The organism is Lactobacillus kalixensis DSM 16043 (assembly GCF_001434335.1).
Taxonomy (GTDB): domain Bacteria; phylum Bacillota; class Bacilli; order Lactobacillales; family Lactobacillaceae; genus Lactobacillus; species Lactobacillus kalixensis.
Genome location: NZ_AZFM01000004.1, coordinates 66,168 through 86,343, shown reverse-complemented (window position 1 = coordinate 86,343; position 20,176 = coordinate 66,168). Strand labels below are relative to the sequence as shown.

Below are 20,176 nucleotides of genomic sequence, written 5' to 3'. Positions count from 1 at the left end.
GTTCAAGTTGAAATTATACACGATAAAGTGTACAATTAATATCTTTTTTTCAAAAAAAGCAAAATTAATACCTGAAAGATTCAGGAAGACTTACATATACACGTTCAAAGCTAAATGGCTTGATAAATGACATCTGATACGCCAACAATTGTAATTCTTCATTTTCTTGAAAATTTGGATTATAAAGTGGATCACCGACTATTGGGCAGCCAATAGCAGCAAGGTGAACGCGAATCTGATGAGTGCGCCCTGTTTCAAGTGCAACTTTAACCAAAGCTGTATTATCCGGATTATTTTGGATAATTTCATAATGAGTTACAGCTTTAAGACCATCATCACGCACCATTCTTTTTCTTTGATCATCAGGATCCTGTCCAATTGGGAAAGAAATTGTGCCACTTTTCTCAAGTTTGTTGCTATTGTCAACTGTTGCTAAATATTCACGATGAAAAATCTTGCTAGTCAATTCTCTGTTTAGAATTGGTACAACTGCTGGATTTTTAGCAACTAAAAGTAGGCCTCCAGTTAGCATGTCCAATCGGTGAACAATATAAGGGCTACTACCTAAATAAGTTGCGCAATCATTGAGTGCTGTATTAGTCTCATTTAAATTAGGGTGTGTCTTTTGTCCTTTTTCTTTATTAATTACCAAAACGTCGCTGTCTTCATAGATCACGCTTGGACTTTTACCACTTGCTGGATAAGTCTGTTGATTGCACTCGGTAAAATTGATTTCAAAAGAAATTTTATCGCCAGGAAGAATCATTTCGTTGAAATTACGATAAGAATTATTAACGGTAACCGTCTTAGTAATTCGTAAAAGATGCTGCCATTTTCGCGGAATTAGTAATTCCTTTAAGAGCTGACGAACTGTGATTTTTTTGCGATCTTGAGGATAAATTAGTGTAAAATTATATGTCATAATGTTGATATTTTCTTAAAAATAGCCAAAAATACGGTATTTGCAAGTCCTTGTGATAAAATACAAATTGTTTTAAAAAGGAGCATGTCTATGCCAAATTTGCAAAGAATGAGGAAACACAGCACGGATGAAAAGAAAGATAATTGGTTTAAAAAATTAGACCGTCGTTTCTTTTTCGGACGTTGGGTGATCTTAATCCTAATGACACTCATGCTGATAACATGTACATATTATACAATTAAAGTTAAAACTTCGAACATTTCTAATTTAAAAGCCTCACTCTCAACTACTACAACAATTTATGATTATAAAAATAAAAAGGCTGGATCTTTATATTCACAAAAGGGATCTTTTGTGGAATATGATAAAATTTCCAAAAATATCGTTAATGCGGTTGTTTCAACAGAAGACCGAACTTTTTGGACTAATCCAGGCTTTAGTGTAAAGGGGATGGCTCGAGCAGGTATTGGCTTAGTCATTCACCATGGTCAAGTGACTGGCGGTGGATCAACTTTAACTCAGCAACTTGCTAAGAACTCCTTGCTTACTCAAGAGCAAACTTTTTCAAGAAAGCTCGAAGAACTTTTCTTCGCAATTGAAATTAACCACGTCTACTCTAAAAAAGACATTATTACCATGTATTTGAATAATGCGTATTTTGGTAATGGTGTTTGGGGTGTTCAAGACGCAAGTCGCCGATATTTTGGTAAAAGTGCCGACCAGGTTTCAGTTAGTGAAGCAGCAACTTTGGCAGGTATGTTAAGAAGCCCAAGTTTTTATAACCCAGTTGATCATATGGCAAATGCCTTGTCAAGACGTAATTTGGTCTTACAATTGATGGTCCAAAATGGCAAATTGTCATCAAGTCAGGCAAAAAGCATCTCAAAAACAGGCTTAACTCTCAAGAACACTTTTAAAAATAAAGATGGTTATCGATATCCATATTTCTTTGATGCTGTTGTTGACGAAGCAATTAATCGCTACGGCTTAAAAGAAGAAGATGTCATGAACAAAGGCTTGAAGATCTACACAACTTTGAATCAGAATTATCAACAAGCGTTACAAAATAGTTTTGAACAAAGCTGGCTCTTCCCACAAAATGCAACTGATGGTACACAGGTTCAAGGTGCAAGTGTTGCAATGGATCCTACAACCGGTGCAGTGCGCGGTATTGTTGGTGGACGCGGAAAGCATGTCTTCCGAGGATATAATCGTGCTACGCAAATGAAGCGGCAGCCTGGATCTTCAATTAAGCCACTTGCGGTTTATTCACCCGCACTGCAAGAAGGCTATCATTATGATTCTAAACTTTCTAATAAATTGCAGAAGTTTGGTAAGAATGGATATGAACCACATAACGTTGACAATGGTTATTCTAATACAATCCCAATGTATCAAGCAGTAGCATTAAGTAAAAATGTTCCTGCTGTTTGGTTACTTGACAAAATTGGTGTTCAAAAAGGTGTCCAATCTGTTCAGAATTTCGGAATCAGTGTACCTAAGAGCGACCAAAATTTAGCTTTAGCGCTAGGTGGGTTATCATCTGGTGTTTCTCCATTACAAATGGCCAGGGCTTATTCAGCGTTTGCAAATAAAGGTAATTTACCGAATAATTCTTACTTTATTACAAAAATTACTGATGCTAGTGGTCGGGTTTTGGCTCAAAATAGTGATACCGGTACGCATCGTATTATTTCAAATAATACTGCTAAAGAAATGACAACAATGCTTCTCGGCGTATTTAAAAATGGTACCGCTCAAAGTGCGCAACCAAATGGGTTTGAAGTTGCTGGTAAAACCGGGTCAACTGAAGTACCTAATTCCTACGGCTTTGGCACAAAAGATCAGTGGATAGTTGGTTATACTCCAGATATTGTTTTATCAACTTGGGTAGGCTTTGATAGGACAGATAGCAATCACTTTATGCATGGAGTTTCTGAAACAGGAATTACGCGATTATACAAGGCGCAAATGGAAGGGATTCTTCCATATACTGCCAAAACGCAGTTCACAGAAAAGGCGCCAAACCAGCTGATTAAAGAGAATGGTTCTAATAATGATTGGACAAATGGCCTAGGAGAAAAAATTCAAAAAGGCCTCGGTTCAGCAGGTGAAACACTTAATAAATGGTATAATAATATCAAAGGAATTTTTGGAAATTAAAATAATACAATAGGAGGAATTCCGTAGTATGGTAAATATTTATGACTCAGCAAATCAATTAGCAGAAGACTTAACTAAGACTCCTGAATTTGCCGGCTTAAAGGAAGCAATTGCAGCTGTTAAGGCAGATGAAAATAGCTCAGAACTTTTCAACAAGATGGACGAAATTCAAGGTAAGATTATGGCTGCCCAACAAAGTGGTCAACCATTGTCAGAAGATCTTCAAAAAGACTATAAAGAATTAAATGACAAGGTTCAAAAAGACGAAAACATTGTTAAGTTACTTACTGCTGAACAAGGTCTTTACAAGACAATTGATGATGTTCAAAAGGCATTTACTAAGCCAATTAATGATCTTTACGAAGAAATTAGAAAATAATAGGCCATATGAAATTTATTCATTTAGCTGATGCGCATTTAGATAGTCCTTTTCGTGGGCTATCTTTTTTGCCATCTAAAGCATTTAAAGATATTTACCAAGCAAGTGACAAATCTTTCAAAAGAATTGTCGATCTAGCATTAAAAGAGCAAGTTGATTTGGTACTGATTGCAGGGGATACTTTTGACAGCAATCATCCAAGTCCTCGCAGTCAGCTCTTTTTTGCTGAGCAAATTAAGCGGTTGAATGATGCAGAAATTCAAGTTGTGATGATCTTTGGTAATCACGATCACATGAGACAAGAAGATTTGTTGGTAACTCCTAGTCCGTTTTTTAAATTACTAGGTAATGGTGAACAAGTTGAAACTGTTACGTTAAAGGCAAAGTCGGGCTTTAATTATGATGTGACCGGTTTTTCATATCTGAATAATCATATCCTTGAAGATAAGTTGCCAGAATTTCCAGCTAAGTCAGCTAACTATGCTTTCGGCATTATGCACGCTCAAGAAAAAACTGCTGAAAAAAGTCAGAACGTCTACGCACCATTTGATCTGCAAGAGTTGAAGGATTTGAACTATGATTATTTTGCCTTAGGTCATATTCACTTAAGGCAGAATTTGAGCATGAATCCGTTAATTAATTACCCAGGAAATATTCAAGGACGCCACATCAATGAATTAGGGGCGAAGGGATGTTTATTGGGTGAAATAGATGAAAATACTAAGCAAACTCAGACTGAATTCTATGAGACTAGTCCGATTATTTGGCAAGCTAATGAAATAACTTTTACTAAGATAGTTGATAAAAGTGAGCTGCGTAAAAAATTAACTGATCTTGGTTCAATTGAGCAGACAACATATTTCAGCTTGCGTCTTAAGGGGAGTCAATATTTGACTGATGAAGAGATTGAGTTGGTCAGTGATAGTGATTTTTGGCAAAGTTTGTCGGCTGATTTACCATTTAATTCACAAGTAGTTGATGTAAGGTTTGAAAGTAGCGCTGAACTGGAATTAAACAACAGTGATCGACAAGCATTTGATCAAGCTGCACAAGAAATTTTTACTGAAGATGAGTTCAAAAAAGCAATTCAAGATTGGGCTAAAAAGGATGCTTTAGCAGTAGAACTTGCAGAAAATAAAAATTTTATGGATGAAGTAAAGAATCTGACAAGATTTAAATTAGCTAAAAAATTGAAGGGGTTAACTGATGAGACTGAAACAGATTAAAATCATAAATTTTGGTCAACTCTCTGACTTAACTTTTGACTTGCCAAGTGATAATTTAAATGTTTTTTTTGGTCAAAATGAATCTGGAAAAAGTACTACTGTTGCTTTTGTTAAGCAGGTAATGTTTGGCTTTTATTTAAGAAATAATGCATCGCCATTTTTTGAAGATTACAAACCCTTAGCACACGTTTCCCCAATGGGAGGAAGTCTTATCTTCGAAGATGAAGATGGTAGTCAGTTCAAACTAGAACGCTTGTGGGCTAAAGGCGATAAAACTAAAAAAGGTATTTTGACTGTGATTAAAGACGGTCAACAGGTTCCAGAGAGTCTATTTTTTGATCGTATTCAAAATATTGATGGTAATTTCTATACTGACAGTTTTATCTTTAATCAAGATATGTTAGGGCAAATTGCAAAATTGAGCCAGGCCGATTTACTGGAGCGAATCTATTATTTAGGTGCAGCTAACAGCGGCCAATTGCTTGATTTGCGTGAAGATTTTACTAAAGAAGCCGGTAAGCTTTTCAAGAAAACTGCAAAAAAGCCAGAAGTAAATCAACTTTTAACTCAGTTAGAAGATAAACGGCAAGAGTTAACAGAAACGCAGAAGCAGTTCGAATCATATGAAGCATTAAATTCTGAAGTTACTAGTGAAGAACAAAAGCTTAATGATGAACAGACTCAACTGAAAAAGTTGCAAGAGCAAAGTCAAAAATTGAAAAAGATTCAGGAAAATCTAACTAATTTTGACCAATTAAAGAAATTGCAACTTGAGCAAAAGAAAGTTGATTTTGACTCTGAAAACTTTCAAAAGGCAACTGAATTAACAAGTCAAAAGAAAAACTTGTTGCAAAATATTACTTCTCTTCAAAGTCGATTGAGTAGCGATAATGAACAAAATTTTAATTTTGAAGAAGCTAAAAAGTTAATTAGACAACGCCCAGAGCTTTTACAGTGGGAGAGTCAATACCGTGCATGTTTGCAAAAAGCTAAACAGCTTCAATTTGAAGAAGAACAGTTACTTAAATTGACCCCAGAACTGGGCAAAATTTTGAATTTAACAGAAACAGAAATTGATGAATTAAGATCTAAATATGATTCACTTCCACCAAAGCCTGAAAAAGTTGAATCAGCATCTAACAATAAGAATCTTCTGATTATTGGACTAGTTGTCGCTGCTCTTGGACTTGTTTTATGTGCAGTTTCACCATTGGTCGGTATTATCTGCTTACTTGCAGGAGCTGGTCTTGCAGGCTATGGTTTTTATCAAGGAAAGCAAGCTGAAGAGGTATACAAAGCAAAAATAAAAGAGAATCAGGCAGCCGAAAATATTCGTCGCGCCTTTGAAGAGCAATATCAACTTGATTTAGATAAAACGGATCTGAATAATCTGATTAGCCAATATAATGATTATCAAGCTAAAGAGCTCGCATTAAAAGCCAATAATACGGATCTAGAAGAGATTAAAAGTCAGGCTGGCCAATTAGCCACTAACTTAGAAAAATTCCTAAAACGACCTATAAATCATAATTTTGAAGGGCTAAAGGATGAATTAGAGCAGCTTGATGATCAAGTTGAAGAAAAACGGCATGATCAAGATGAGCAAATTCATTTACAAACTTCTTTGAAAGAGACAGAGCAGAAAGTCAAGGAAGTAGATTTAGAACTTAAGGCAGTTTTGGCTAAGGATGGTGTTGATAATCTTGAAGATTACGACGCCCTTTATCAAGAATCATTAAGACAGGCAAAATTGCAAACGCAAATTGCTGCTTTAAAAGAAAGTTTGGGGGATTCACTAGATAATCTAGAAAAGGCTGATCCAGAAAAATTAGTTCAAGAATTAAACCAAGTTCAAAAAGAAATTCAACTTGAGCAGGATAAAATTGGTGAAATTAGACAGCAGCTTGCTCAAAGACAAGTTGCTCAAGCTAATTTAGCTGATTCAACAGCTGTTTTTGAAGCAAAGCAAAATTTAGCTAACACTGAAACTTCTTTCATTAAGGCAAGTCAAGAATATTTAGCTGATATGTTTGCGGCTAAAATGATTGGACGAGCGCTTGATATCGCATCAAATGAGCGGTTTCCAAAGATGCTGGCTGATGCCAAAGAATATTTCAAATTATTAACTAATGATCGATATATCGATCTAGAATTAGATAAGAAAATTACAGTTACAAGAAAAGATGGTAAAAAACGAGAAGTGAAATATCTGTCTCGTGGAACTTCTGAACAACTGTATTTTGCTTTAAAGCTTGCTTTTGTTCACCAAATTAAAGATCAAATTAATCTACCAATTTTGATTGATGATTCCTTTGTGAACTTTGACGATCGAAGAACAACTGATATTAAAGAGCTATTAAATAAAATTGGTGAAGATAATCAAGTTTTGATTTTTACTGCGCAATCAGCTTTAGTTGATAAATTAGATAGACCAGTTTTGACTTTTAAGAAAGGAAGCACAAATGCTTAAACGTTTGCTGGATTATAATGATGGCGAAGAATTAGATCTCGTTGTCATGATTAGAAGTTCGCAATTACGACATACCAAAAATGATAAGTTGTTTTTAGCTTTGCAATTTGGTGATGGATCTGGTGAAATCCGTGGTAATTATTGGGGTGCTACTGAGCATGATGCCGAGATCTTTTCAACAGGAACAATTGTCGAATTAAATGGAAAAAGAGAAGAGTATCAAGATCGTCCACAAATTAAGATTTATTCTTTGCGAGTGGTTGGAGCAGAAGAAGGATATGACCTAAGTCAATTTGTAAAATCTGCACCTGAAAAAATTCCTGATATGGAGGAAGAAATTAATCAATATGTTTTTGAAATTCTGAATCCAACATGGAATCGAATTGTCCGTTATTTGCTTAAAAAATGGCACGACCGTTTCTTTGATTTTCCAGCGGGAAAGAGTAACCACCATGCAGTGCGCGGTGGCCTTGCTTTTCATACCTTGTCAATGCTGCGGGATGCTAAAGGGCTAGCAGATAATTATCCTCAAGTAAATCGCTCACTACTTTATGCAGGGTGCATTTTGCATGATATGGGGAAAGTACTTGAGTTAAATGGATCTGCAGCAACGCAGTATACGCACGAAGGAAATTTGATTGGACACTTAATCCTAATTGATGAACAAATCGTTTTGGCAGCCAGTGCGTTAAAACTAGATGAAGAATCAGAAGATTTACTTTTGCTAAGGCATATGGTTTTGTCACACCACGGCAAATTTGAATACGGTTCACCAAAACTGCCACAATTACTTGAAGCAGAATTACTTCATAGAATTGATGACTTAGACGCAGCGGTTTACGCGATTACAAATGCTTTGCAGCATACTAGAAAGGGTAGCTTTACTGAGCCGCTACAAAGTCAAGACGGTCGCAGATTTTATCGTCCTAAAGATGATAAAGCACTAGACAATTACAAACATTTAGAATAAAAAATAACCCAGAAATTCAAATGAACTTCTGGGTTATTTAGTTAGCAATCAATTACTTGTTGCTTGATGAAGTTGAAATGTATTGTGACAATACGTTCTTAAGGTCGTTATCCTTAATTGAAACATTAGCCTTCTTCAATACAGTTGAGATAACATCTCTCATAGTTGATTGATCTTGAGCCATTGATGCGTAAATTTGGTTATCGATAGCCTTCTTGTGATCAGCAAATTTACCCTTAGCTGGGTGCTTGATCATCTTGATTACGTGGTAACCAGATTGTGATTTAACTGGAGTTGAAGTAACTTCACCAGTCTTAAGCTTGAAGGCAGCAGTCTTGAAGCTTGAGTCTAAAGTGGTGTCAGTTGAGTCAAATGATGGCAACTTACCAGCTTTATTCTTAGTTGCAGTATCTAATGAATACTTCTTAGCTAAGCTGCTGAAACTCTTACCGTCTTTCAATTGCTTGATAATGTTTTGAGCAGTTGACTTCTTAGCTACCAAGATATGTTGAACAGTAACTTTAGGTTGGTAGGTCTTCCAAGCTTTTTGTTCTTGTGACTTAGAAATCTTCTTGATATCCTTCAAAGCAGCTTCAGTAAGTAAATTAGTCTTTAAATTTTGCTTGAAGCTTGAAGTAGTCATACCATTTTGTTGCAAAACAGCACTAAATTGTGAACCGTATTGCTTCTTGTAGTTGTTGTATTGCTTGTCAACTTTCTTTTGAGAAACCTTATCACCGTATTGCTCTTCTAGAGTACGATTGATAATCATGTTAGCCAAAGTTTGTTGACCAGCTTGTGACTTCTTCATTTCATCATAGTATTGTTGTTGAGAGATTTTACCACCCTTGTAGGAAGCAACAGTACTATTACTACTATTATTAGAACAAGCACTAGCAGATAGTGCGATACCAGCAACTGCTAAAACTGCAGCAGCTTTTTTAATATAGCTTTTCATAAAAATAAACTCTCCACATCCTTAATAAATAAGTAACTGTCAATTAATATACCATAAAATTTGGAAAATCGTTTTTAAATGACAAATATTCATAGAAAAATCAAAATTTCTTTAATTTTTCTTATTTCTTTTGATCAAAATTGTTCATATTTTGACCCAAAGTGTTACTTCTTTGTTCTAAATCGTTAACGATTGGTTGGATATGCTCAGAATATTTTTCAATATCATCGCTAATATCACTGATTGTACGTTCAGCTTCAGGTAAACTTTCGACTAAATCATGGCTGGCTTTCTTTGCTTTTTTAATAGCAGTAGTAAGGCGAGCTGTATCGTGCTTTGCTCCATCAAATTCATCTTTTAAAGGCTTACCTGGACGATTGCCATCACTATCTTTAAGACAAGAAATAACTACGCCGACAGCTGAGCCCACAATTGTTCCAAGTAAAAAATGTTTCATTAGAATTCCTTCTTAATCTTTTCAGCAACTTCCTTGTATTTTGTATCATCATATTGATCAGCATTGTTTCTAGTAACTAATTGAACACCGTCACCTTCAAATCTTGGGATGAAGTGAATGTGTGAGTGCATCACAACTTGGTTAGCGGATTTACCGTTATTAGTAGTAATGTTCATACCAGTTACGTTAGGAAAAGCCTTCTTAATTGCATTAGCAATTTCAGGGATGTATTGTAAATATCTCTTAGCATCTTCGTCAGTGTAGTCGAACATGTTAACGATGTGCTTTTTTGGAATCATTAAAGTGTGACCTGGGTTAACTTGAGAAATATCAAGAAAGGCCTTCACATCATCGTTTTCAAAAACAGTGTAGCTAGGAACTTCACCACGGATAATCTTACAAAATAAACAATCTTCTACTAAATTTTCCATAATAAGACCTCAATTTCTTATGACTTTAGTTTTTCTTATATTCTTCATGCTATCATATTAATGATACTAACACTAAAGAAAGATAGGACAAATGACATTAAAAATTGAACATTTAACTGGGGGCTATACTGGTATCCCAGTAATCAAAGATATCAACCTTGAAATTAAACCTGGTCAAGCACTCGGATTAATCGGGCTCAATGGTGCGGGTAAGTCAACAACTATTAAGCATGTGTTAGGCTTATTGCGTCCGCAAAAAGGAAAGATTGAGTTAAACGATGTTGTCTTAACTCAGCAGCCAACAAAGTTTAAAAAGCAAGTAGCTTATATTCCTGAAACACCAGTCCTTTATCCAGAATTAACTTTGAAGGAGCATTTGGAATTAACGATCTTAAGCTACGGCTTAGATGAGAAGAAGGCATGGGAAAGAGCTCATGAACTACTTAAGATGTTCCGTTTGGATGATAAGTTAGATTGGCTTCCAATTCACTTTTCAAAAGGGATGCGGCAAAAAGTAATGATCGTTTCTGCTTTTTTGGCAGATACGAGTTTACTTGTAATTGATGAGCCATTTACCGGACTTGATCCATTAGCTGTTGCTAACTTAATTGATTTAATCAAAAAGGCAATTGCTGATCAAAAGATGGTTTTGATGACCACGCACGTCTTAGCAGATGCGCAATTAGCTATTTCTAATTATGCAGTACTAAATAATGGAACGATTGAAATCGTGGGTAGTTTAGATGAAATTCGTTCGCACTATGGATTGAAGCCAGATGATCCATTTGACAAGCTTTACTTAACTTTGAACCAGGTGGATCATCATGAATAAAATTGCTAAACAACGACTCAATGAAAATTTGAAACAATCTATGCGGTATCTAACCCTTGTTTTCAACGACTTTTTCATTCTGGCAATTATCTTTTTGTTTGGTGCTTTAATGTTTTGGTATGCTCAAAGCATGAAGACAATGCCAAGCAATTTGTGGTTTTATAAGCCATTAGTTGGCTTGCTTTTATTCTTACCGCTTCTGACTGGGCGATTAGTTACTTTAATTAGAGAAGCCGATATGCAATTCTTATTCACTCAGGATGAAAATATGGGTGAATATTTGAGGCCGATGCATCGCTACAGCTTGGTTCTACCATTTATTTTGGAGCTATTACTTGCTGGGATTGTCTTTCCTTTTGCAACAATTAAGGCGGAGATCAGTTCAATTGAATATATCTTGTTGATAGTAACAATGCTGATTACCAAAGAAGCTGAGCTTGAAGTAGAAAAAGCTAATTTATATTTTGGTAAGAAAATTGGCTTTGGTCTAGTTAGCGTAATTGTATTAATAATAGCAGTTATTGGTGCATATTATCCAATAACTGCACTAGTTTTTGCAATCATTGCGGAATATGGCGCCATTCCAAACTTTAAACCAATATTTGGCAAAAAAATGAATAAGAAAGTCATTTTTGATTGGCGCTATGCTGTTGAAAGTGAGCGCGCAAGAAAAGATCGCGTATATTCGATTTTCAGTATGTTTACTGATGTTAAAGAACGCAGAGTGGCAATTAAGCGCCGGAAGTATTTAGATTTTCTTTTGCCTAAATCTCTTGCTGGAGAAAATCCTAACCGCTTCTTGTATCGCAGATCATTGTTAAGAAATCCAGAATATTTGAACTTGGTTGTTAGAATGACACTATTTGCAATCTTGATTTCTTGGTTAGTTCAAGATTGGCGCTGGGCACTTGGATTATCTGCATTGGTAATTTTCTTAACGATATATCAGTTATTGCCAATGGCTTCAGAATATGATTCCAATATCATGTATCATGTTTATCCAATCGTCAAAGATAACCGTGAAAAAGATATGGCGAAAGTGTTGAACCTCGTTTTGTTAGGTCAATGGCTATTAATTAGTATTTTATGGTTTGTAATTTTACCATTTGATTTGAATATTTTTACAGCTGTTGCCGCTTTATTCGTCTTTATTTGGTTCATGGTTTTAGTTTACTTACCGAATAAGGTGCGAGCAAAAAATAGAAGATAGATAAAGGAAGAAAAGAATGAGATTAAGAAATAAACCTTGGGCAGTTGAACTTGTTAATTCACATCCAGAAAGCGTCTTGCAAAATCCTGATCCTGAAAAGAAGATTGATTGGGCTAGCCGTTTTGAAGATTTTTCTAAGCCATTAGAAATCGAAATTGGTTCAGGTAAAGGTCAATTTATTACCACTTTGGCTGAACAAAACCCAGATAAAAATTTTGTTGCTTTGGAAATTCAAACAACTGCAGCTGGAATCATCCTGAGAACTAAGCTTGAAAAGGGCTTGGATAATTTGCAGATTTTGCGAGGGGATGCAGCAAACTTGGCTGCCTTCTTTGATGAAAATGCAGCAGATAAGATCTACTTGAACTTTAGTGATCCATGGCCAAAGACTCGTCATGAAAAGCGTAGATTAACCTACAAGAGTTTTTTAGCTACTTACAAGACTGTTTTAAAAGATGATGGACAAATTGAATTTAAGACTGATAATGCGGGTTTATTTGCATATTCAGTTCAAAGTATGAATAATTTTGGTATGCATTTTGACTTCGTGAGTGTTGATTTGCACCATGAAAAGCCAGAAATTGTTGAAAAGAATATCGAAACTGAATATGAGCATAAATTTGCAGCAAAAGGTAATCCAATTTATGCTTTGCATGCAGATTTTAACGAATAAAAAAGCAGAGAAATCTAAAACTTGTAAAAATTAGATTTCATGTTTATAATCCTTATAAATAGTAAGTAGAGAAATGAGGCAAATGTATGGAAAAGATTAAGGAATTGACTCCAGAAAAGTTGACTTACATTATTAAAGAAGGCCGAGTTGTATTGGAATTCTCAGCCGAATGGTGCCCAGACTGCCGTTTCTTAGATCCTTTTTTACCAGAAATTGAAGCAGATTTTTCTGATTCGAAATTTTATCAAATTGACCGCGATGGCTCGATGGATGTTGCAAAAAATTTGATGATTATGGGAATTCCTTCATTTGTTGTCTACCAAGATGGCAAAGAAATTGGTAGACTAGTTAATAAGGACCGTAAAACAAAACAGCAAGTTGAAGATTTCTTACGGTCACTTGACTAATTAATAGAGGAGATATTTAAATGATCACTAGTGTTAACAAAAAAGCTTATCCAAATACTTTGATCGTTATCTTGGGTCAAGACAACGGCAGAAGTGAATTTGAAGAAAAAGAAGACGTAACCCGTGTTACTGACCAAGATGGTAACGTAATTGGTTTTAACTTTTTCAATGTTGATAAGTTAATTGATTATGATAAGTTGCCAAACGGTGAAGTTAAGTTAAGCGAAGATGAACTTGCTAAGTTGAATGAAAAGTTAGCAGCTGCTGGCTTCGATGATAAATTAGCTTATGGCAAGCCAACTTTGGTATATGGCTACGTTAAGACTTGTGAACCACACCCAGATTCAGACCACCTTCACGTAACTACTGTTGAAGTAGGTGAAGGCGAAGAACATCAAATTGTCTGTGGTGCTCCAAACATTGCTCAAGGTCAAAAAGTTGTTGTTGCTTTACCTGGTACTTTGATGCCAAACGGTGAACAAATTTGGCCAGGCGAATTACGCGGTGTTGATTCATACGGTATGATTTGTTCAGCTAGAGAACTTGGTTTACCACACGCACCTCAAAAGCGCGGAATCATGGTTGTTCCAAATGACTTTGAAGTTGGCGCAGAATTTGAACCAACTAAGTGTGATGAACTTATTGCAAGTGGCAAGATCACTTTATAATTTAGAATAAATTTTATAAAACGTTACTCACTTCAATTATCGATTGAGTAACGTTTTGTTTTGCCACGATTAGATTATCTTTTGCCCATAAAGTAGTAAGATATAGGTGGAAACGCTTTATCTTGGAAATGAGGCTTGGTAAAAATGACTAGACGTAAATATAACGTAGGTAAGTGGTTACCTTCAGATCAAGAATTTGAAAATGATTGGGTTAAAAAGATATATAAAGAAGCTCAAACAGAAGAAAATCAGCATTTATTACCACCGGTTCAATCTTTAAAGGACCTGATTGAATCTGATCGCTATATTTGGAATTTGTTTCAAATGATGTTTGATGAAATTCCAGTTAAAGATGTTGATACTCCAGCTGGCACACCACAAATTCGGGATTATCATCAATTGTTATTAGTTCTTAATCGAATAATTCAACGTGCACCAGAATTTAATAAAACAGGATTGGTTGGTACACCAATTAATGCTGTTTTAGATTATCCAATGGGTACTAAAGCAGGGTATGTACTTTTTAATAATCCTAAAGTAAACAAGATATTCAAATCTATCTTAGATTATTGGGGACACTACTTACAAAGTGATGCTTCAGCATATGTATTAAATACTACTGATAAAGGCTGGCTTAATCCGTACGCTTTAAGTGAGATGGCTAAAGAAGCGGATGGCAATAATTTTATGGATTTATTTGAGTGTCGCAATGATAAAGTTGATGAAAAATTAGGTTTTAGATCATGGGATGATTTCTTTACTAGAGTCTTTAAACCGGGTGTTCGTCCCGTAATAGATGAAGATGATCAAGATGTAATTGCAAATGCATGTGAATCAGCACCCTTTAGAATTGCAAGGAATGTACCATTAAAGGCTAAGTTCTGGATTAAAGGGCAGCCATATTCATTATTAGACTTGCTCCATAATGATCCATGGACATCAAAGTTTGAGGGCGGTACGTTATATCAAGCTTTTTTGAGTGCGCTTAGCTATCACCGCTGGAATAGTCCGGTTAGTGGCACTGTGGTCAAAGCTTACAATTTATATGGCTCATATTATGGTGAAGCTTATAATCAAGGATTTGCTAATCCGAGTGGAGCTGATCCGGTTGCAGCAAATGATTCACAAGCATTCTTAACCTCAACTGCTACTCGCGGCGTAATTTTCATTCGCTCAGATAACCCTAAGATTGGGTTGATGTGTTTTGTTGCAGTTGGTATGGGGGATGTATCAAATAATGAAATTACTGTTAGAGTCGGCCAACATGTTAATAAAGGTGATCAATTAGGGATGTTTCACTTTGGTGGGTCAACTCATGTTTTATTATTTAGACCAGAAGTAAAAGTTGACTTTGACTTGCATGGACAGACTCCAGGAATTGATAGCAGTAATATTAAAGTTAAGGATGTTATCGCGCGAGTTGAATAATGGATAAAAAATAAGTTCTCAGAATGTACTGAGGACTTATTTTCATAGGGCGCTGTAAAAGCAATATCTATTAATTTAAAATTAAATGAAGTAAAATAATTAAATAATTATAGTTTTGTCTGTTAAGGCGAGGAGGCTAAAAATATGAGTTTAACAGTTAATTTATATTACACAGGCAAAAATGGTAATGCGAGAAAATTTGCTCAAGAGATGGAATCTAGTGGGTTAGCTGGTAAGATTCGTCAAGAACCTGGTAATGAAAAATATGAATATTTTTTCCCAATGGATGATCCGGAAACTGTTTTATTGATTGATAGTTGGACAGATCAAGCAGCAATTGATGCTCATCATCAAACTTCAATGATGCAAGAATTAGCTAAGTTGCGTGAAAAGTATGACTTACACATGAAGATTGAGCGTTATGTATCAAATGATGTTCCAGAAGCAGATAAGAAGTTTTTACGAAAGTAGATTAAATCGTTTTAGCCTTGGCCATAAGTACTATTAAAAAGTTATGGTCTTTTGGCTTTAGTGTCTTAACTTTTTAGGGTCACGAAAAGATTATAAATTGGCTAAAGGGGTAATTTTAGATGAATGATATTTTTCAAAAGGGTATAGAAGTAAATATTCCTGAAGTTCTGAATAATCGAGATAAAAGAGTGGCTATTCAAGAAAAATTAGTTAATGCTAATCCAACGAAAACAATTATAGGAGCTAAATTAAACATCCCTGGACCGATCAAAAATAATACTGAAATTGAATATTTTTTTGAACAGGAAATGGCTTTCTTTGAACAAAAGTTGAATGAAAAATTTTCTTTTCAATTGTTTCTATCTAAGTTGAGTCAACCTACTGGTCCAGAAAGTTTCTATATTATAGATGGGTCAAGTCAGGCTGTTAAAAAATTATGTATTGATTTTGAAGAATCAAAAGATTATCGACGTTTATTTGATTTAGATGTGCATAATTTTGGACAAAATGATCTTTCAAGAACTGATTTAGGTTTTCCGGAGAGACAATGCTTAGTTTGTGGGAAACCTGCTAAGGAATGTGGTAGAGCAAGAACACATACGGTTGCTGATTTACAAGCAAAAGTAAGTAAATTGATTTTAGAAGCTATAAGTAAATGAGAGTGCCTGGAAAAGTCAATTTTTGACTTTTTCCAGACACTTTTTTATTATTTTTTGCGAAAATATGTTCAAAAATTAATTGGTAATGTATAATGAAATTGTTAAATTTGAAGATGCTTTGAGTTATCTTCAGTTTTTATTTAACTTACGAGAAATATTTATTTTGGCAGCATTTTACATGCTGCTTTTCTTTTTTATAAAAATATTATTGCAAATGCAACAATAGTAATTTAAGATATTTCATGAGGTGAATAAAATGCAAGAAGATGTTTTAAGAAAAATTGGCACAATTGCGCGATCATTTGATTCAATTGCCAATATTGAATTTAAAGAAATGCAGCTGACGCGTGGACAATATTTATATTTAGTTCGAATTGATGAAAATCCCGGGATAATTTCTGAGCGATTGGCTGAGATTCTAAACATTGACAGAACTACAACTGCACGAAGTGTTCAAAAACTAGTAAAAAATGATTTGGTTGTAAAAAGATCTGATTCTAATAATAAGAAAAATAAGAAGCTATTTTTGACTGAAAAAGGACAAAATCTAGTGAAAATAATCGAGCGAGAAAATAAATATTCAAATGAAACGTCGTTAGAAGGTTTAACTACTGATGAAAAAGATACATTGCTTCGATTGCTAACAAAAGTGGCGGAGAATGCTAGTGAGAGTTGGAAATTTGTGAAAAATGGTGGAAGAAGGGAATATTAATGGATTACACAATTAAGAACGTTACAATTGATGATTTGAAGAAATTACAAGAGATTTCTCGCGAAACTTTTAAGAAGACTTTCGATCCGTTCACTAAGCCAGATGACATGGCGGAGTTTTTGGAAGAAAGTTATGCTACTCAAAAATTGACGCAGGAGATCAGTAATCCAGATAGTCGCTTTTTCTTTCTGATGGTAGATGGCGAAGTTGCTGGATATTTGAAGATAAATGTTGGACATGCTCAAACTGAGCAATTGAGAGATAATGCCTTGGAAATCGAACGAATTTATTTGAGAGAAAAGTTCCAACACCAAGGATTAGGATCAGTATTATTCAATTATGCCGAAAAGATTGCTACGGCTGAGAAAAAAGATTATTTGTGGCTAGGTGTTTATGAAAAGAACATTGTTGCGCAAAAATTTTATGCCAAAAAAGGACTCACTCGCGTGAGTCAACATGTATATCCGGTAGGGGATGATCCTCAAATTGATTATTTATTGGTGAAGAAGTTGGATCATTGATTTATGAAATTTATATAATGCTATTATAATAGTGTTTATGATTGATCAGAAATCAAACTAAATGAAAATAAGTATTGTAAAGGTTTTTAAAAGCCTTAGAATAAGGATTTTTTAGTGTTTTCTCCACGTGGCGAGGCTTTGATGATTATTTCATTTTCTGCAAAATATCAACATATCAATAATCATAATTATAAAATTGATCAAGTTGGGATTATAATTAGGAGTGAATAGATATTAAGAGAAAGGATTCAAAAATGGTTAAAAGTATCACACCAGAAGTGGTATATCGATTAAATGGGATGCACCACGTTGTTGCTCAGGTTGGTGCAGTTAAAGACAACCACATTTTTGCTCTGCAACTTCTTCACAGTGCACACGATGTTTTAGTTTATCGCAAGCATGCTGGCTTAACTAAGAATGTTGATTATAACGACCCGCACTTGGTATTGACTGGCTTTGGACACACTCAAACTTGGGTACCAGCAAATGATACCGATGAATTTTTTGTTGGTGCGAAACCAAATTCAGGTAACTGGACTACTCAAATTGCTCGAGTTAAGTATCCTAAACTTTTACCAGAAAACTACACTTCAAATACCCAACTTCCACGTTTGTCGCATTTAAATCGTGTAACTGATCTTCCTTATGATGGTCATGATCATTTACATAGAGTTGAAGCCTCAGTTTCACCAAATGGCAAGTACTTCATGATTGCGTCAATTTGGGATGATGGCTCAGGTCACTTTGGCTTATATGATTTAAATGAAGTAAATCAAAAATTAGATGAAAATGGCACCACAAATACTCCAATCACTGACTTGCATTGTTTAAGCGCATTTCATATTGATAACTTTGATAATCCAAGCGTTACACCAGATGAAGAAATGCCAAACATGATTGATTCAGTTCAAGGCTATGCGATCGATGATGATAAGAATATCTATATTTCTAACCAATTATCACCAAAGATTGATCATGAGACTGGTGAAGTAACCACTTGGTCACGCAAGATCGTGAAATTACCATGGGGTGAAAGCAATAGTAATAACTGGCAAGTTGCAATGATTGATGGAGTAGATTTACCTGAGCGCTACAGCGAAGTTGAAAGCATTCATGTTAATGCGCCAGATGACATTTATCTTACTGTTGCATACCATCAAAAATATGTTAAAGATGGTCAATATGATCTGAGGACTTTAGAGAATCAGATTTTTCATATTGATAATTTATAATTCTTTAAGGCAGGGACGGAAGTTCACTGCTTTTTTTATGAAAAAATATATAGAAATTATATACATTGAATATTCATTTGATATATAATATCAACTAAGAAAGGAAATGAAGGTTATGGCAGAAAAAACAACAGGTCTGTATGTCAGAATGAATCCTGAAAAAAAAGAGAAGGCAGAAGCAATTTTAAAGAAGCTGGGTTTAAATTCAGCTACCGCAATCAATATGTTCTATGATCAAATTATTCTGCATAACGGAATTCCTTTTAGAGTTGAAATTCCCAATGCTTGGGATAATTTGGATCAGATGAATAAATATGAGTATACGAAGCTACTTGATGAGCGCCTTAATACGCTTAGCGGAAGAGAAGATTTATTAGGTGCTATCGCTAAGAAGCTAGATGAAGATAAGAAAGAAGACTAAATTTTGAGGTAAGATGATGCTAAAAATTATTTTGGGTTTAATTGTCGTTTTAGTTATTGTTTATATTTGTTGTGGTTTTAGAATCGTTCCACAGAATAATGAAGGTTTGATTGAAACTTTGGGTAAATATTCTAAGACTGTTAAAGCTGGCTTTATCTTTGTTTGGCCGCTTTTCCAAAGGATCCGCAAGGTGCCATTGGCCCTTCAGCCACTTGAAATTTCCAAATATTCAATCATTACTAAAGATAATGCAGAAATCACTACTAGTTTAACTTTGAATTATTTAGTAACTGATTCATACCGTTACTTTTACAATAACACTGATTCAGTAGAGTCAATGGTGCAATTAATTCGTGGTCACCTTCGTGATATTATTGGTCGAATGGATTTGAACTCCGCCCTTGGGTCAACTAAAGAAATTAACGATCAATTGTTCACTGCTACAGGTGATTTGACTGATATTTATGGGATTAAAGTTGTTCGTGTGAACGTTGATGAACTTTTACCAAGTCCTGAAATTCAACGCGCCATGGACAAGCAACTTACAGCTGACCGTGAAAAGACTGCCGCAATTGCTAAAGCTGAAGGTGAGGCTCGCACAATTGAAATGACTACTAAAGCCAAAAACGATGCGTTGGTTGCTACCGCGAAAGCCAATGCGGAAGCGGTAAAAACGCAAGCTGATGCTGATGCGTATCGTGTTCAAAAGATGGAAGAAGCTTTGTCTCATGCTGGTGAAGGTTATTTCAGAAATCAAAGTTTGGATAGCTTCAACCAATTGGCACAAGGTCCAAATAATTTGGTGGTTGTTGATAAAGACGATATGACTAACCTTGGCAAGATCCCAGCAGTTAAGAAGGTTTGGGACGAGAGTGGAAAGTAGAATAAATGATTATTAAATTCTAGCCGATGCCAGTTATGGAAGTATATCCAATTATTCAATTCTAGAAAAAAGATACGTAAGGA

General features: G+C 35.1%; 22 protein-coding genes. 18 read left to right on the top strand and 4 right to left on the bottom strand.

Annotated features, from left to right (window positions below):
- Positions 1-64: 64 nt before the first annotated feature.
- The gene (locus tag FC46_RS02440; protein ID WP_057797477.1) at positions 65-922 is read right to left on the bottom strand and encodes an RluA family pseudouridine synthase; all 858 of its coding nucleotides are present in this window, start codon (positions 920-922) and stop codon (positions 65-67) included.
- Positions 923-1,030: 108 nt separating this feature from the next.
- Between FC46_RS02440 and FC46_RS02435 the strand changes: the two genes are divergently transcribed.
- The 5 genes from FC46_RS02435 to FC46_RS02415 are packed head-to-tail and all read left to right on the top strand — an operon-like array spanning position 1,031 to position 8,130.
- A complete protein-coding gene (locus FC46_RS02435; protein WP_057797513.1) occupies positions 1,031-3,085 on the top strand; it encodes a PBP1A family penicillin-binding protein in 2,055 nt (684 codons plus the stop codon).
- A gap of 28 nt (positions 3,086-3,113) precedes the next feature.
- Positions 3,114-3,464, top strand: coding sequence for a YlbF/YmcA family competence regulator (locus FC46_RS02430; RefSeq protein WP_057797476.1), 351 nt, complete (start codon positions 3,114-3,116; stop codon positions 3,462-3,464).
- Positions 3,465-3,472: 8 nt separating this feature from the next.
- Positions 3,473-4,690, top strand: coding sequence for a metallophosphoesterase family protein (locus tag FC46_RS02425; RefSeq protein WP_057797474.1), 1,218 nt, complete (start codon positions 3,473-3,475; stop codon positions 4,688-4,690).
- Positions 4,671-7,160: an AAA family ATPase gene (locus FC46_RS02420; protein WP_057797471.1), complete on the top strand. Its 2,490-nt coding sequence runs from the start codon at positions 4,671-4,673 to the stop codon at positions 7,158-7,160. The genes FC46_RS02425 and FC46_RS02420 overlap by 20 nt, the downstream gene beginning before the upstream one ends.
- The gene (locus FC46_RS02415; protein WP_057797469.1) at positions 7,153-8,130 is read left to right on the top strand and encodes a 3'-5' exoribonuclease YhaM family protein; all 978 of its coding nucleotides are present in this window, start codon (positions 7,153-7,155) and stop codon (positions 8,128-8,130) included. Before FC46_RS02420 ends, FC46_RS02415 begins: the two co-directional genes overlap by 8 nt.
- Before the next feature lie 52 nt (positions 8,131-8,182).
- Here the strand turns inward: FC46_RS02415 and FC46_RS02410 are convergent, their stop codons facing one another.
- The 3 genes from FC46_RS02410 to FC46_RS02400 form a co-directional block, all read right to left on the bottom strand.
- Complete coding sequence (locus tag FC46_RS02410; RefSeq protein WP_057797467.1) at positions 8,183-9,088, bottom strand: peptidylprolyl isomerase PrsA; 906 nt, start codon at positions 9,086-9,088, stop codon at positions 8,183-8,185.
- 121 nt (positions 9,089-9,209) lie between these two features.
- The gene (locus tag FC46_RS02405) at positions 9,210-9,545 is read right to left on the bottom strand and encodes a YtxH domain-containing protein (protein ID WP_057797465.1); all 336 of its coding nucleotides are present in this window, start codon (positions 9,543-9,545) and stop codon (positions 9,210-9,212) included.
- A complete protein-coding gene (locus FC46_RS02400; protein WP_057797463.1) occupies positions 9,545-9,976 on the bottom strand; it encodes an HIT family protein in 432 nt (143 codons plus the stop codon). Before FC46_RS02400 ends, FC46_RS02405 begins: the two co-directional genes overlap by 1 nt.
- Before the next feature lie 91 nt (positions 9,977-10,067).
- Here FC46_RS02400 and FC46_RS02395 point away from each other — a divergent pair, with 91 nt between their 5' ends.
- From FC46_RS02395 to FC46_RS02335, 13 genes are all read left to right on the top strand, one after another.
- Positions 10,068-10,808 carry an ABC transporter ATP-binding protein gene (locus FC46_RS02395; RefSeq protein WP_057797461.1) on the top strand — a complete coding sequence of 247 codons (741 nt, stop codon included), beginning with the start codon at positions 10,068-10,070 and terminating at the stop codon, positions 10,806-10,808.
- Complete coding sequence (locus FC46_RS02390) at positions 10,801-12,018, top strand: ABC transporter permease (protein WP_057797459.1); 1,218 nt, start codon at positions 10,801-10,803, stop codon at positions 12,016-12,018. The genes FC46_RS02395 and FC46_RS02390 overlap by 8 nt, the downstream gene beginning before the upstream one ends.
- A 16-nt stretch (positions 12,019-12,034) precedes the next feature.
- The gene (trmB, locus tag FC46_RS02385) at positions 12,035-12,691 is read left to right on the top strand and encodes a tRNA (guanosine(46)-N7)-methyltransferase TrmB (RefSeq protein ID WP_057797457.1); all 657 of its coding nucleotides are present in this window, start codon (positions 12,035-12,037) and stop codon (positions 12,689-12,691) included.
- A gap of 86 nt (positions 12,692-12,777) precedes the next feature.
- Positions 12,778-13,098: a thioredoxin family protein gene (locus FC46_RS02380; protein WP_057797452.1), complete on the top strand. Its 321-nt coding sequence runs from the start codon at positions 12,778-12,780 to the stop codon at positions 13,096-13,098.
- Positions 13,099-13,118: 20 nt separating this feature from the next.
- Positions 13,119-13,766 (top strand): YtpR family tRNA-binding protein, encoded by a 648-nt coding sequence (gene ytpR / locus FC46_RS02375; RefSeq protein WP_057797449.1) that lies wholly within the window; start codon positions 13,119-13,121, stop codon positions 13,764-13,766.
- A gap of 144 nt (positions 13,767-13,910) precedes the next feature.
- Positions 13,911-15,194, top strand: a complete 1,284-nt coding sequence (locus tag FC46_RS02370) for a phosphatidylserine decarboxylase family protein (protein ID WP_057797447.1) — start codon at positions 13,911-13,913, stop codon at positions 15,192-15,194.
- 144 nt (positions 15,195-15,338) lie between these two features.
- Positions 15,339-15,665 (top strand): putative quinol monooxygenase, encoded by a 327-nt coding sequence (locus FC46_RS02365; RefSeq protein WP_057797445.1) that lies wholly within the window; start codon positions 15,339-15,341, stop codon positions 15,663-15,665.
- Positions 15,666-15,784: 119 nt separating this feature from the next.
- Positions 15,785-16,324, top strand: coding sequence for a citrate lyase holo-[acyl-carrier protein] synthase (citX, locus tag FC46_RS02360; protein WP_057797443.1), 540 nt, complete (start codon positions 15,785-15,787; stop codon positions 16,322-16,324).
- A gap of 256 nt (positions 16,325-16,580) precedes the next feature.
- Positions 16,581-17,036, top strand: a complete 456-nt coding sequence (locus FC46_RS02355) for a MarR family winged helix-turn-helix transcriptional regulator (protein ID WP_057797442.1) — start codon at positions 16,581-16,583, stop codon at positions 17,034-17,036.
- A complete protein-coding gene (locus FC46_RS02350; RefSeq protein WP_057797441.1) occupies positions 17,036-17,557 on the top strand; it encodes a GNAT family N-acetyltransferase in 522 nt (173 codons plus the stop codon). Before FC46_RS02355 ends, FC46_RS02350 begins: the two co-directional genes overlap by 1 nt.
- Before the next feature lie 254 nt (positions 17,558-17,811).
- Complete coding sequence (locus FC46_RS02345; RefSeq protein WP_057797440.1) at positions 17,812-18,789, top strand: class III bacteriocin; 978 nt, start codon at positions 17,812-17,814, stop codon at positions 18,787-18,789.
- A gap of 115 nt (positions 18,790-18,904) precedes the next feature.
- The gene (locus FC46_RS02340) at positions 18,905-19,210 is read left to right on the top strand and encodes a type II toxin-antitoxin system RelB/DinJ family antitoxin (protein ID WP_057797439.1); all 306 of its coding nucleotides are present in this window, start codon (positions 18,905-18,907) and stop codon (positions 19,208-19,210) included.
- Positions 19,211-19,223: 13 nt separating this feature from the next.
- Entirely contained in the window at positions 19,224-20,093 is an 870-nt protein-coding gene (locus FC46_RS02335) for an SPFH domain-containing protein (protein WP_057797438.1), read from the top strand.
- Positions 20,094-20,176: the final 83 nt, after the last annotated feature.

Excerpts from the sequence above, each read along its gene's own strand:
- FC46_RS02350 (WP_057797441.1), top strand. The coding sequence starts at position 17,036 with ATGGATTACACAATTAAGAACGTTACAATTGATGATTTGAAGAAATTA.
- FC46_RS02365 (WP_057797445.1), top strand. The coding sequence starts at position 15,339 with ATGAGTTTAACAGTTAATTTATATTACACAGGCAAAAATGGTAATGCG.
- FC46_RS02335 (WP_057797438.1), top strand. The coding sequence starts at position 19,224 with ATGATGCTAAAAATTATTTTGGGTTTAATTGTCGTTTTAGTTATTGTT.
- FC46_RS02395 (WP_057797461.1), top strand. The coding sequence starts at position 10,068 with ATGACATTAAAAATTGAACATTTAACTGGGGGCTATACTGGTATCCCA.
- ytpR (WP_057797449.1), top strand. The coding sequence starts at position 13,119 with ATGATCACTAGTGTTAACAAAAAAGCTTATCCAAATACTTTGATCGTT.
- FC46_RS02340 (WP_057797439.1), top strand. The coding sequence starts at position 18,905 with ATGGCAGAAAAAACAACAGGTCTGTATGTCAGAATGAATCCTGAAAAA.
- FC46_RS02435 (WP_057797513.1), top strand. The coding sequence starts at position 1,031 with ATGAGGAAACACAGCACGGATGAAAAGAAAGATAATTGGTTTAAAAAA.
- FC46_RS02380 (WP_057797452.1), top strand. The coding sequence starts at position 12,778 with ATGGAAAAGATTAAGGAATTGACTCCAGAAAAGTTGACTTACATTATT.
- FC46_RS02420 (WP_057797471.1), top strand. The coding sequence starts at position 4,671 with ATGAGACTGAAACAGATTAAAATCATAAATTTTGGTCAACTCTCTGAC.
- FC46_RS02410 (WP_057797467.1), bottom strand. The coding sequence starts at position 9,088 with ATGAAAAGCTATATTAAAAAAGCTGCTGCAGTTTTAGCAGTTGCTGGT.
- trmB (WP_057797457.1), top strand. The coding sequence starts at position 12,035 with ATGAGATTAAGAAATAAACCTTGGGCAGTTGAACTTGTTAATTCACAT.
- FC46_RS02425 (WP_057797474.1), top strand. The coding sequence starts at position 3,473 with ATGAAATTTATTCATTTAGCTGATGCGCATTTAGATAGTCCTTTTCGT.
- FC46_RS02370 (WP_057797447.1), top strand. The coding sequence starts at position 13,911 with ATGACTAGACGTAAATATAACGTAGGTAAGTGGTTACCTTCAGATCAA.
- FC46_RS02405 (WP_057797465.1), bottom strand. The coding sequence starts at position 9,545 with ATGAAACATTTTTTACTTGGAACAATTGTGGGCTCAGCTGTCGGCGTA.
- citX (WP_057797443.1), top strand. The coding sequence starts at position 15,785 with ATGAATGATATTTTTCAAAAGGGTATAGAAGTAAATATTCCTGAAGTT.
- FC46_RS02440 (WP_057797477.1), bottom strand. The coding sequence starts at position 922 with ATGACATATAATTTTACACTAATTTATCCTCAAGATCGCAAAAAAATC.
- FC46_RS02355 (WP_057797442.1), top strand. The coding sequence starts at position 16,581 with ATGCAAGAAGATGTTTTAAGAAAAATTGGCACAATTGCGCGATCATTT.
- FC46_RS02400 (WP_057797463.1), bottom strand. The coding sequence starts at position 9,976 with ATGGAAAATTTAGTAGAAGATTGTTTATTTTGTAAGATTATCCGTGGT.
- FC46_RS02390 (WP_057797459.1), top strand. The coding sequence starts at position 10,801 with ATGAATAAAATTGCTAAACAACGACTCAATGAAAATTTGAAACAATCT.
- FC46_RS02345 (WP_057797440.1), top strand. The coding sequence starts at position 17,812 with ATGGTTAAAAGTATCACACCAGAAGTGGTATATCGATTAAATGGGATG.
- FC46_RS02430 (WP_057797476.1), top strand. The coding sequence starts at position 3,114 with ATGGTAAATATTTATGACTCAGCAAATCAATTAGCAGAAGACTTAACT.
- FC46_RS02415 (WP_057797469.1), top strand. The coding sequence starts at position 7,153 with ATGCTTAAACGTTTGCTGGATTATAATGATGGCGAAGAATTAGATCTC.